10 protein-coding genes are annotated in these 12,556 nt (G+C 57.3%); 6 read left to right on the top strand and 4 right to left on the bottom strand.

The window, feature by feature from the left end; genetic code table 11:
• The first annotated feature begins 369 nt into the window (after positions 1 to 369).
• The 5 genes from ACQQ2Q_RS09345 (at position 370) to ACQQ2Q_RS09325 (ending at position 5,529) form a co-directional block, all read left to right on the top strand.
• Positions 370 to 1,716 (top strand): substrate-binding protein, encoded by a 1,347-nt coding sequence (locus ACQQ2Q_RS09345; protein WP_428186804.1) that lies wholly within the window; start codon positions 370 to 372, stop codon positions 1,714 to 1,716.
• An 85-nt stretch (positions 1,717 to 1,801) separates the two neighbouring features.
• Entirely contained in the window at positions 1,802 to 2,827 is a 1,026-nt protein-coding gene (locus ACQQ2Q_RS09340; RefSeq protein WP_428186803.1) for a branched-chain amino acid ABC transporter permease, read from the top strand.
• Positions 2,828 to 2,832: 5 nt separating this feature from the next.
• Positions 2,833 to 3,984 (top strand): branched-chain amino acid ABC transporter permease, encoded by a 1,152-nt coding sequence (locus ACQQ2Q_RS09335; protein ID WP_428186802.1) that lies wholly within the window; start codon positions 2,833 to 2,835, stop codon positions 3,982 to 3,984.
• A 4-nt stretch (positions 3,985 to 3,988) separates the two neighbouring features.
• Positions 3,989 to 4,762, top strand: coding sequence for an ABC transporter ATP-binding protein (locus ACQQ2Q_RS09330; protein WP_428186801.1), 774 nt, complete (start codon positions 3,989 to 3,991; stop codon positions 4,760 to 4,762).
• A 20-nt stretch (positions 4,763 to 4,782) separates the two neighbouring features.
• Positions 4,783 to 5,529: an ABC transporter ATP-binding protein gene (locus ACQQ2Q_RS09325; RefSeq protein ID WP_428187471.1), complete on the top strand. Its 747-nt coding sequence runs from the start codon at positions 4,783 to 4,785 to the stop codon at positions 5,527 to 5,529.
• A gap of 120 nt (positions 5,530 to 5,649) precedes the next feature.
• Here the strand turns inward: ACQQ2Q_RS09325 and ACQQ2Q_RS09320 are convergent, their stop codons facing one another.
• From ACQQ2Q_RS09320 to ACQQ2Q_RS09305, 4 genes are all read right to left on the bottom strand, one after another.
• Positions 5,650 to 7,281, bottom strand: coding sequence for an amidohydrolase (locus tag ACQQ2Q_RS09320; RefSeq protein ID WP_428186800.1), 1,632 nt, complete (start codon positions 7,279 to 7,281; stop codon positions 5,650 to 5,652).
• Positions 7,282 to 7,358: 77 nt separating this feature from the next.
• Complete coding sequence (locus ACQQ2Q_RS09315) at positions 7,359 to 8,162, bottom strand: ABC transporter permease (protein ID WP_428186799.1); 804 nt, start codon at positions 8,160 to 8,162, stop codon at positions 7,359 to 7,361.
• A gap of 4 nt (positions 8,163 to 8,166) precedes the next feature.
• On the bottom strand, positions 8,167 to 9,090 hold the full coding sequence (locus ACQQ2Q_RS09310) for an ABC transporter permease (RefSeq protein WP_428186798.1): 924 nt from the start codon (positions 9,088 to 9,090) through the stop codon (positions 8,167 to 8,169).
• Between the two features lie 7 nt (positions 9,091 to 9,097).
• Positions 9,098 to 10,216 (bottom strand): ABC transporter substrate-binding protein, encoded by a 1,119-nt coding sequence (locus tag ACQQ2Q_RS09305; RefSeq protein WP_428186797.1) that lies wholly within the window; start codon positions 10,214 to 10,216, stop codon positions 9,098 to 9,100.
• A 591-nt stretch (positions 10,217 to 10,807) separates the two neighbouring features.
• Here ACQQ2Q_RS09305 and ACQQ2Q_RS09300 point away from each other — a divergent pair.
• Positions 10,808 to 12,556 (top strand): DUF5801 repeats-in-toxin domain-containing protein (locus tag ACQQ2Q_RS09300; protein WP_428186796.1); only part of this gene is annotated, 1,749 nt, incomplete at its 3' end.

Here is a 12,556-nt window from a genome sequence, read left to right as displayed (position 1 = left end):
GTCGCGACCAGTCAGACCTGTCTGGCGTCAAACTGGTCGCGTTTTCCGGGATAATGCGGACCATGATCATCGCTGTTCAGGTAGGAAGTTGGCGTAAAATTTCACAGAATTGACAAAAACATCAGTGAAATAAATTTAATGTTTTGCAGTGCAGCAGAACTGTGGCTAACATAAGTACGTGTTCGACGTGCCGCAGAGCGGCTTTCCGGGCATAAATCGGCGTCGAAGCGCTTCTTTTCAGAATTTCCCAGCAAGCCAGACTTTAGTCTTATAACTTTTTGTCAATTGCGGCATTACGCGCGGTTGTTAGCCTCCCATTTGCGCCTCTGAGGAGTAGAGCGCATGAATAGACGACTTGGGAGGAGTCTAATGTCGAAATTTCTGATGAATCGGCGCGGTCTGATCAAGGTGGGCGCCGCCTCCGGTGTTGCGCTCGCGACCCCGCTGCATTTCGTGCGCGGCGCCTATGCCGAAGACATGTCTTGCAACATGCCGACCGGCGACACCGTTACCTTTGGTTTCAACGTTCCGCAGTCGGGACCTTACGCTGACGAAGGCGCGGACGAATTGCGTGCCTATCAGCTGGCCGTCAAGCATCTGAATGGAGAGGGAGACGGCGGTGCGCTGACGACCTTCTCATCCAAGGCGCTGAAGGGTAATGGCGTTCTGGGCAAGAAGGTGGCTTTCGTCACCGGTGATACGCAGACAAAATCCGATGCCGCTCGAGACAGCGCCAAGCGCATGATCGAGAAGGAAGGCGCCATCATGATCACCGGTGGTTCGTCGTCCGGTGTGGCGGTTGCCGTTCAAAGCCTTTGCCAGGATATGGGCGTCATGTTCATGTCGTGCCTTACACACTCCAACGACACCACCGGCAAGGACAAGAAGCGCTATGGTTTCCGTCACTTCTTCAATGCCTATATGTCCGGTGTGGCGCTTGGGCCGGTTCTCGCCGAATATTACGGCAAGGATCGTCGCGCTTACCACCTGACAGCCGACTATACCTGGGGCTGGACGCAGGAAGAGTCGATCAAGAACGCAACCGAGGCTCTGGGCTGGGAAACGGTCAATGCCGTTCGCACCCCGCTGGGTGCAGGCGACTTCTCGCAGTATCTGACACCGGTTCTCAGCTCGGGTGCCGACGTCCTGATCCTGAACCACTATGGCAAGGACATGGTGAACTCGCTGACGCAGGCCGTACAGTTCGGCATGCGTGAGAAGCAGGTCAACGGCAAGAACTTCGAGATCGTTGTTCCGCTGTTTTCCGAACTGATGGCACAGGGTGCCGGCGATGCGATCAAGGGCATTCTCGGCACGGCCAACTGGGACTGGAAGCTCGACAACGACGGCACGAAGGCTTTCGTTCAGTCGTTCGGCAAGGAATACAGCACCCCGCCATCGCAGGCCGCACAGACCGCCTACGCGCAGACCATCCTTTATGCGGATGCCTGTGAGCGTGCCGGGACCTTCTTTGCGCCGGAAGTCATCAAGGCGCTCGAAGGTTTCGAGTTCGACGGTCTTGGTAATGGTCCGACGCTTTACCGCGACAGCGACCACCAGTGCTTCAAGGATGTTCTCGTCGTGAAGGGCAAGGACAATCCGAAGGACAAGTACGACCTGTTGCAGGTTGAAAAGATCGTTTCGGCCAAGGACGTGACCTACGATCCAGCGATCTTCGGTGGTGACCTCGGTCCCTACGACGCAAAGCAGTGCTGATCTGCTGAGCATTCCATTTCGGCCGCCGGTGTATGGCGGCCGTTTGGCCTTGTGTATTTATCCTTGCTGAGGTTGTGGCGGCCCCATGGACGCAATTATTCTTCAAATTCTGAACGGACTCGACAAGGGAGGGGCCTATGCGTTGATCGCATTGGGGCTCACTCTGGTTTTCGGCACGCTGGGCGTGGTCAATTTTGCGCATGGCGCCCTGTTCATGCTCGGTGCCTTTTGCGCGGTGACCTTCAACAAGTTGCTGACGCTGGAAAAGGTCGTTGTCGATCCAAGCCAGACCACGGCCTGGGGCACGCCGATGGAAATCCGCACGCCCTATATCGAAGCCTATATGGGCGACTTCGGGCAGTTTCTGCTGAACTACTCGGTTCCTGTCTCCATTATCGTCGCCATCCCGGTGATGCTGCTGATCGGCATTGCCATGGAGCGCGGGCTCATCCGCTATTTCTACAATCGGCCACATGCGGATCAGATTCTGGTGACATTCGGCCTTGCCATCGTCATTCAGGAAATCATCAAGCATTTCTTCGGCGCAAATCCCATTCCACAGGGCGCGCCGGATGCATTTTCCGGCACCGCTCAGGTGGGCATGCTGATGGGGCTGGGCGATGCGATCCCTTATCCGTGGTGGCGTCTGGTCTACCTGTTCTTCTCGCTCGGCGTCATCGGTGCGGTATTTGCCTTCCTCCAGTTCACAACCTACGGAATGGTCGTGCGTGCCGGCATGCGTGACCGCGAAACGGTCGGTCTGCTGGGGATCGATATCGAGCGCCGCTTTACCGTCGTCTTCGGCATTGCCGCTGTGGTGGCAGGTGTTGCGGGTGTCATGTACACGCCGATCCTGCCGCCGGACTATCACATGGGCATGGACTTTCTGGTTCTGTCCTTCGTCGTGGTGGTCGTCGGGGGCATGGGCTCGCTGCCGGGTGCCGTTGCCGCCGGTTTCCTGCTCGGCATTCTGCAATCTTTCGCATCGATGAATGAAGTCAAAAGCATCTTCCCGGGCATCGACCAGATCATCATCTATCTGGTTGCCGTGGTGATCCTTTTGACCATGCCGCGTGGGCTCTTGGGCCGTAAAGGCGTGATGGAGGACTGATCCAAATGTTTGCAAATCTCTCGCGTCGTGACTGGATCATGTTCCTGGTGTTTTCCGCCGTGGTTCTGGCCGCTCCCATTCTCTTCAAGCCGCTGGGTGCTGCCTATCCGGCGCTGTTGCAGAAATTCTGTATCTTCGGGATTTTCGCGATCGGCTTCAATATTCTGTTCGGCCTAACCGGCTACCTTTCGTTCGGTCACGCTGCCTTTCTGGGCGTCGGGTCCTATGCCGCTGTCTGGTCGTTCAAGCTGTTTACGATGAATGTGATCCCGTCGATCCTGATGTCGGTGGTGTTTGCCGCCATCTTTGCAGCCGTGATCGGCTTTGTCAGCCTCAGGCGGTCGGGTATCTACTTCTCGATCCTCACGCTGGCCTTTGCGCAGATGTGCTACAATCTGGCCTATTCGGTGCTGACGCCGCTCACCAACGGGGAAACGGGACTGCAATTGTCCCTTCGCGATCCGCGGGTGATCGATGCGATGTTCATCACGCCAGGAGCTGGACTGCCGCGCACCAATTTGTTTGGCATGGATATTTCAGGCGGCGGTCTGGGCGGATTTTACTTTACCGCTGTTATGCTGATCGTCGGTTTCTTCATCGCCATGCGCATTTTCCGTTCGCCTTTCGGAATGATGCTTAGAGCGATCAAGTCCAACCAGACCCGCATGCGCTATACGGGCTTCAACACGCGGCCTTATCTGCTGACGGCCTTCATCATTTCCGGCATCTATGCAGGGGTTGCAGGTTCGCTGATGGCGGCAACCGATCCGCTGGCCGGTGCCGAACGTCTGCAGTGGACGGCGTCGGGTGAAGTGGTCCTGATGACCATTCTGGGCGGTGTGGGGACGTTGATCGGCCCGGTGGTCGGTGGCGTTGTGATCAAGTATTTCGAAAACATCTTCTCGTCGTTCAACGATGCCACCCTGCATTCGGCGTTCAGCTTTCTGCCGGAATTCATCGAAAAACCGGTGGTCGGCATCCTGTCGTTGTTCGTTGGGGAAGGGTGGAGCCTGACGCTGGGTGTGGTGTTCATGCTGATCGTCATCTTCCTGCCGGGTGGCATCATGGAAGGCGTGCGCCGTCTCGCCAACCTGTTTGGCAAGGGCGGAGACGGTGACAAGAAGGCCATAAGCGGCCATGCGCAGCCGGCGGAGTGAGACAATGACGACATCCGACAAGAATATCGTCCTGCATGTCGCGGACGTCCACAAGAGCTTCGGCGGTCTGAGAGCGCTTTCCGATGTCGACCTTCAGGTCGAGGAGGGAAAGGTCCATGCCATCATCGGGCCGAACGGCGCCGGAAAGTCGACACTGCTCAATGTCTGCATCGGGCGTATCAAGCCGGACAGGGGACATGTGGTCTTCAATGGCAATACGCTGGATCGCCATGCGCCGCATGAGATCAACCAGCTCGGCGTGAGCCGTGTGTTCCAGACGCCGGAGATCTTTCCGGATCTGTCACTGCTCGACAATGTCATGATCCCGGCCTTCGCCAAGCGGGACGGTGCGTTTCGGTTCAATGCAATGAGAGGTTTGTCCGGAGAGAAAGATATCCGCGAAGAGGCAGAGTTCACGCTTCAGGATATCGGACTGTTCGAGCGTCGCTTTGACGAGGCGGGCTCGCTCTCGCGCGGCGACAAGCGGCGACTGGAGCTGGCCATGTGCCTGATCCAGAAGCCCAAGCTTCTGCTGCTGGACGAGCCGACGGCCGGCATGGCGCGGCACGATACCAATATGACCATCGAGCTTTTGAAGCGCATCAAGGCGCGCGGCATGACCAAGGTCATCATCGAGCACGACATGCATGTGGTGTTCTCGCTGGCCGACAAGATCAGTGTTCTTGCGCAGGGACGCATTATCGCCGAAGGTTTACCGGAGGAGGTGCGCGGCAATCCCAAGGTGAAAGAAGCCTATCTGGGGGAGGCGCATGAATGAATGTTGTGGCTCATAATACCATGACGACGGGAGAGGTGAAAACCGTGCAGGCTGCCGACGACAAACCGTTTTTCAGCGTTAGAGATATCCATTCCTGGTATGGCGAATCCTATATCGTTCAGGGCGTCTCCTTCGATATCAACAAAGGTGAGATCCTGTCATTGCTCGGCCGCAATGGCGCAGGCAAGACGTCGACCCTGCGCACATTGGCGCGTGCCGACAGTCCGGCACTCAAGAGCGGCGAGATCTGGCTCGACGGAGAGCCTTTGCACAATATGAAGGCCTTTCAGGCAGCCCAGGCGGGCGTGCAGCTTGTGCCCGAGGACCGGCGTATCATTGGTGGGTTGACGGTGGAGGAAAATCTGATCCTCGCACAGGTCTCAGGGCAAATTGGATGGACGCTGGAGAAGATCTACGATCACTTCCCGCGCCTTGCCGAGCGGCGCATGCAGGAGGCCACAACCATGTCCGGCGGCGAGCAGCAGATGCTGTCGGTTGCCCGCGCATTGGCGCGCGATATCAAGATCCTGTTCCTGGACGAGCCCTATGAGGGACTGGCGCCGGTTATCGTGCAGGAGATCGAAAAGATCGTCCGGCAGATCCGCGATCTCGGCATTACAACCATCATCGTCGAGCAAAACGCAGTGGCGGCCCTTCGGCTGTCCGACAAGGCTGTGATCATGGATACAGGCACCGTGGTCTTTGCCGGTTCCGCCAGAGAAGTTCTCGACAATGAAGAGCTTCGCAATGAATATCTGGCGATCTGAAGCCATCGTCACAGACTGACAGTTTATCCCGGAGAGGGGATTTGGGGCCCGGCATTGCCGGGCTCTTTTTTGTGCGTATCAGAGGCTGGAGCACGGGTCTCCAATCACGCGTGTATGGTTTTATGAAAAATTCTCCGCCCGGTGAACTTCCTTGCCGCCAAGCAGGGTCAGAAGCACTTGCGTATCGCCGATCTCGTAGACATCGCAGTGGAAAATATCGCGATCGAGGATGATCACATCGGCGTATTTTCCCACCGACAGCGAACCCGTATCGCGGGCACGCCAGGCTGCTTCGGCAGCATGCGTTGTGTAGCCCTTCACGCATTGCTCGCGCGTCAGGCGTTGTTCGGGCAGGAATGGCTCGACATTGCTTTTGCGCTTGCGCGGCTGGCGGGTAATGGCCGTTTCCATGATCTTGAACGGATTGAGCGTGGAAACGCCCCAGTCGCTCGATAGCGCATAGGGCGCACCGGCATCGATCAACGAGCGGAAGGCATACATGTATTTCGTCCGCTCCGGCCCCATCATCGGCGCAGCACAATCCGTCACAGAAGGCTCGTTGCGCGCCCAAAGGGTCTGGATATTGGCAACGACGCCCAGGTCATGGAAGCGCGGAATATCGTCTGGATGGATGGCCTGTATGTGGGCGATCTGATGCAGGCTTGGCCAGGCGCCATTGGCTTTGCGCGCCGTCTCCATGCCGTCGAGTGCTGCGCGCACGGCGCCGTCACCGATCGCGTGGACATGGATCTGGAAACGGGCGGCATCGAATGCCGTGAAGAGTTCCTTGACCTGTTCATAGTCGAACATCAGCGGGTAATTTCCTCCGGCCTCATCGCTATAGTCATCGATCATCACGGCGGTGCGGTTTTCAAACACGCCATCGAGGAAGAATTTCGCCGAGTGGATCCGATACATCTCTGTATCGTTTTCGCGACGCAAGGCCTCGACGCGGGCAAGGGCATTTGCCGTATCTTCTTCCGGCAATACCTTGGCGGTAGCGCAGATGCGGACACTCAGTTCACCCGCGGCCTCCAATGACCGGTAGACGCGTGCGTGGCGCTCATTGACCGAGGCGTCCAACACGCCGGTAATGCCATGGCTGTTGGCGTGGGCCTGGGCAAAGCGAACACCGTCGGCGAAATCCTCGTCGCTGGGGGCCGGCATCCGCTCCTTGGCCCAGTCGATTGCGTCTTCATAGAGAAGCCCGGTTGGAACGCCATCGGCATCCAGAACGAAATGGCCGCCGGGAGGATCGGTGATGCCTTTTGCGATGCCGAGCAACTCGCAGGCCTTTGTGTTCATGCAGGCATTGTGCCCATCTGAGGCCAGGATATAGCACGGTCGGTCTGCGACGACTTCGTCCAGCACCTGACGCGTCAGGTTGTGTTCGGTAAAGATGCCGGAATACCAGCCGACGCCATTGACCCATTCGGCATCGGTGCCAGCTCCCCACTCGCGCAAAACCGTTTGCAACGCTTCCACGGTTTCGCAGCCATCGAGATTGGCGTTCTTTCCATATTCGAAGCCGCTATCCTGGAGATGCAGGTGCGTGTCCTGAAATCCGGGCAGGACCAGTCTGCCGCCGGCGTCTATGACTTTGGTGTCGGGTCCGGCCAATGAGGCGATTTCTTCTGCTGATCCCAGTGCTGCGATGCGGCCGGCCGATATGGCGAGTGCCGCGACACGCGGCGTCAACGGATCCATGGTGACGATATCGCCATTGGTAACGATCAGATCAGGTGCCGTCATGGACGTTTGCCTTTCAGTGGGCATGCAGGGTGCGGACCGGCCTTAAAGACCGGTCGATTCGCTCGGGTTGTCGGATCCTAAACGTCGGTAGCAGATAGCTGCGCTCCGCCCCGCCGTCGCAACAGTTCAGCGGTCACCGCCAGAATGGTGGAGGCAATCAGGATCAGCGAACCGAGTGCCAGCACAGAGGGGAGTTTATTGGGAAATCGCAGCTGGCCATAGAGAAAGACCGGAAGTGTCGGCTGGGTCCCCGACAGGAAGAACGCCATCACGAATTCATCAAAGGAGGTGACAAAGCACATCAGCAGGCTGGAGATGACGGCTGGCATCACAAGCGGCAGCGTGACCCTGCGAAACGTGCCCCAGCTTCCTTCGCCCAGATCATAGGAGGCTTCCTCCAGGCTGCGATCGAGTCCTTCCAGCCGCGCCATCAGGACCATCACGGAGAAGGGCAGGCAGAGGAAGATATGGGCAATCATGATGGTCCAGAGCGACAGGTTGATGCCCAGAACCTTGACCATCAATACCAGGAATGCGACCGCGAAAATGATCGAGGGAACGATCAGCGGCAGCATGATGGTGCCCAGAAGAAAATTGCTGGCCGGCAGCTTCTTTCGCGACAATGTGATGGCGGCAACCAGCCCCAGCGCCGTCGCTGTTACCGATGCAATGACGCCCACCATCAGGCTGTTGCCGAGCGCATCCAGCATGGACCTGTTGTCGGCCATCGCCACATAGTGCTTCAGCGTGAAGCCCTTTAGCGGGAAGATGGCGAAGGTGTTGTCATTGAACGAAAAGAGCGGCAACAGCACGACGGGTGCATAGAGAAAGACCATGAAGACGAGCGCATAGGCGGTAAAGCCATCGAAAGATTTCTTCATGTTCTCAGGCGCTCCGTTCGCGCATTTTCTTGTAGCCGACCGCCCAGAGGAAAAGTCCACTGACGCCGATGGTGAATACCAGCATCGCGACAGAGACGGCAGCACCGAGCGGCGCATTGTCCTGCTTGAAGAACAGCGCCTGAATGACGTTGCCGATCATGCTGCCGCCGGGACCGCCCACCAAGGTCGGTGTCACGTAATCGCCGACGGTCGGAATGAAGACCAGCAGAGATGCCGACACGACGCCGGGCAGAGAGAGCGGCAGGGTGATGCGGCGAAAGCGCCGCCATTTGCTATCGCCGAGATCGGTCGCGGCCTCAAGTAGCGAGCGATCGAGCTTTTCCAGCGAGACATAGATTGGCAAAATGGCAAATGTGACCCAGGCATGGGCGAGTGTGAGCACCACGGCTGCCGGGTTATAAAGCAGGAACGAGAGTGGTTCCCTGATGATGCCGAGGCTCATCAGACCGCTGTTGATGGCCCCGTTATAGCCCAGCACAATCTTCCAGGCGAATATGCGCAGCAGATAGCTGGTCCAGAATGGAATGCTGATCAGGATAAGCCATACGACCTTGTGCTTTGTCACCCTGAAGGCGAGGAAATAGGCCATTGGGTAGGCCATCAAAATGACCGAGGTCGTGGCCGCAAGCGACATGATCAGCGATTTGACCAGAAGGACGGCCGGAACCGGATATTGAAGCGGGAAGGGGATGCCCATCCACACCGTTGCCCGGTCGCTCGGCTCAATCAGCTTCCAATAATTGTCGAAGGTGAAGGCCGGCAGGATGTCGAATCCCTGCTGGCGCCAGAAGCTCATCACCAGAAGAATGATAAGCGGAGCGGCAAGCAGGAGGAATATGCCGGCAGCAATAGCGGAACGTGCCGCTAATGCCGGTCCGGCAGATGCAGTCTTGCGATATAAAGTCATGACACCCTTAAAGTTTGAGCGCCTTGATCTGCTCCCAGGCCTCCGTCTGTTCGTTCACAACAGCGCTGGGCTGCGGCTCGAACAGGGTCGCGCTTTTCATGAATTCGACCGGATCGGTGATGCCCATGGCTTCCACCTGCTTGGGATCTGCAGCTTCGAACGACTTCATGTTGGAATGGCCATAGCCGGAGCCTTCAATCAGCAATTTGCCTGTTTCCGGCGACAGCCATGCATCGATGAAGTCATAGGCAAGCGCCGGATCGGCCTTGCCGCTATTGAGAATGGTCAGACCGCAGAACCATGTGAAATAGCCTTCCTTTGGCCTGGCATAGGCAATATTGATGCCTTCGCCCTTGAGGTTCTTGACTGCGTCGTTCCAGGCATAGGCCGCAACAATCTCGCCTGAGGCAAGCGCCTGCTGCACTTCAGTCTGATCGCCGCCGAGGAAGCGGCTGTTGCGCACGGCCTTTGCGGCAAAATCGAGCGATGCCTGAAGCTCCGTGCCGGTCAAAAGATTGGCCTGCTTGTAGGGCATGCCCTTGACCATGGCCCCGAGTGCAATGACCAGCGGATCGTCGAGCAGGGCGACTTTACCTTCGAAGGCATCGTCGAAGAAGATCGACCAGCTCTCGCCATCCTTGAAGGCGTCGCCGATCAGATCTGGACGGTAGATGATCGAAGACGAGCCCCAATCTGCCGGCACCATGACGACGTTGCCGTCGACGACGACGCCGTTGGCCGTCTGCAGTTCCGGAAAGACATCCTTCCAGTTGGAGAGCTTGGCGGTATCGACCGGGACGGTGAGGCCAGCCTCGACGAAGCGTCCCACGGAATAGTTGCAAGGGTGCATCATGTCGGCGTTGAAGCCGGCACGGACCTTGGCAAGCGCTTCTTCCTCGCCGGAAAAGGTGGAGAAGTTCGGCGTGCCATGCTTCGATTCAAACGGCGAAAAATAGGCGGGATCGTCGAAGCCTGCCCATTCCATGCAGGTGAGTACCTCTGCAGCCTGCGCACCTGGAGGCTTGATCGCCATGCCAACGCCGAAAGCGGCTGCTGCCTTGAGTGCGTCGCGGCGCGAGATGCGACCGGTGGCAAGGCTGTCAATAAAACTGGTGCGACGCATCATATTCCCCTTGGTGATTTTGGATGGTCATTCAATGGCGGAATTAACTACCTCCGTGATTTCGCTGTCAATTGGGAAAATGGCGGCCGTAAGAACAATCGTTCTTTGCTTTAAAATACTGATTTCGTGACCTTAATTCTCTCCCTGCAATCGCCGCTATCCGCTCGCTATGTGTCATAGCGGTTTGGTTGCGGATCGAGTGACTGCCATGAGCGGCCGGTCGGCGTCTGTCACAGCGACTATCGTCGCGACGACATTTTGCCAACCTGCGATTGCAAAGCGATGCGCGTCCCGGAGATCGGTGGGCGGGCACGCTCAACGAATACCGCATCGGTTGAGGAACCTGACACGGGCGCAAAAGCGTGCCAAATCGGGACCGGCCCGACAGCTTTTGCGTGAACCTAAAGCATTTTAAATATTATGCTTTATAAAGTGTTTGGCTTTATTTTGTGCCTGAAAAGCATCACGGTTAACCAATCGTGAATTATTTATTTGGACTTGCATAACATACTATGCCGAAGCTTTAATAAACGGTTGCACGAAGAAAGCCGATGTCTTCTTTTGCCCCCAATGTTTAAATTCTGGGGGTTTGTTATGTCTATTGAAGATCGCATTGGCAGTGGTGAAGAAAATGTTGTGGGCCTGAGCGAAAGTGCTTCAGCGCTCGAAGATTTCATTTCTTTGAACGACACCAGCGACCGTGTTGGCGAAGTTCAAATCGCACAGGCGGAAACTCAATCAGCGCAGCGCACCGATCGCGTTCCTGAAGGACAGGCATTCCCGACCGAACTTGCAGCAAACGAGAATAATGTCGTTGTCCTGCCGGAAAATGCGACGGTCGACGAGATCCGGGTTGAGGGCGATGACCTCATTCTCGTCCAGGCCGATGGCCGCGAGATCGTCATTCTCGGCGGCGCCGACAACATTCCGACGTTCCTGATCGGTGACGTCGAAGTTCCGCAGCAGGTTGTGGTCGCGGTTCTCGAGCAGAGCGGCATCAATGTCGCCGCCGGTCCTGAAGGCAATCTGGCCGTCGTCACAGCCGGTGCGGATGGCTCGGGCGGCGATTTCGACGATGGTCTTCCGAATGTGGACAACGCGCCGCCATCCTTGCTGGATCTTCTGGGCAATACGGAGCTGGCCTTCGGTGCCGATGGGAACAATGAGGAAGATTTCGACGATACGCCGACCATCATCGCGAGCGGACCATTCTTCCTTGAAGAAGATGCGGATGGCAATCTCTTTGAAACTGGGGTTATCAAGGGTTTCTTCGGCTTTAACGGTGGTGCCGATGGCGGTGTGATTACGGCAATCGGCTTCGCCGGCGCGTTCGATATGGACGAGCCGAGCGACACGGGAACAGCGACCGGGCTGACCTCCGGTGGCGTAGACGTGATTGTCACATCGTCTGTGGATGGATTGACGCTGACGGGGACAGCTGGCGGCGTTGTGGTCTTCACTCTTGAGATCACGGATGTCACAACTGGCGCTTTCACCTTTACTCAGCTTGCGGCGGTCGATCACCCAGACCTCGGTGAAACGAGCGCTGAAGACATCCTGCGCCTGAATTTCACCTATACGGTCACCGATCTCGACGGCGATGCTGTCGTCGGTACCGCATCCATCGACATCGGAGACGATGCTCCGGTTGTCGGAACCAGCGAAAGCGCGACGGTTGAAGATGAGGGGCTGATTGGCGGAAATGACGAGGCTGACGGTTTTGCAAAGTCCGTCAGTGGCGTCTCCCTCAATATCGATTGGGGTGCCGATAACGCGAATGCCGGCGGCAGCAATGACCGTTCTGTCGCATTCACCGATGCAGCTGTTGCAGTTGAAGGCGCCTATGGCGCGGAACTCACCTCGGGTGGCAATGCAGTCCATACGGTCGTTCTCGCCGATGGTACATTGGTCGGCTACACCGGCGCGGAGGTGCCTGCAGCGATCGATGGCGCAGGTGTCGTGTTCCATGCCGAATTGTCCGACGCCAACGACGGTGAATACAGCTTTACGCTGGTCAAGCCGCTCGATCATGCGGAAGGCGACGGCGAAAATGCGCTTTCGCTCACCTTCAATTTTACCGCGAGCGATTCGGATGGCGACACCGCAACCGGCAGCTTTGTCGTGAATGTTGTCGACGATGTGCCGTTGATTGATGCCTCTGCGATTGAAAGCGGTGTGGTCGAGGAAGAGCAGCGTGCGGTTGCTGGCCCGGGCAACGAGGACCGTGGCGGTCTGGGCGACGACGACCGCCTGTTCAATTATGACGTGACCACCAACAAGACCGGCGGGACGCTGGCGATCGCGTGGGGTGCCGACAACGGCGACAACGAAAGCCTGACGGGT

This window comes from Agrobacterium sp. ES01 (genome assembly GCF_050320885.1).
Taxonomy (GTDB): domain Bacteria; phylum Pseudomonadota; class Alphaproteobacteria; order Rhizobiales; family Rhizobiaceae; genus Allorhizobium.
This window is presented reverse-complemented; position numbering and strand designations above follow the sequence as displayed.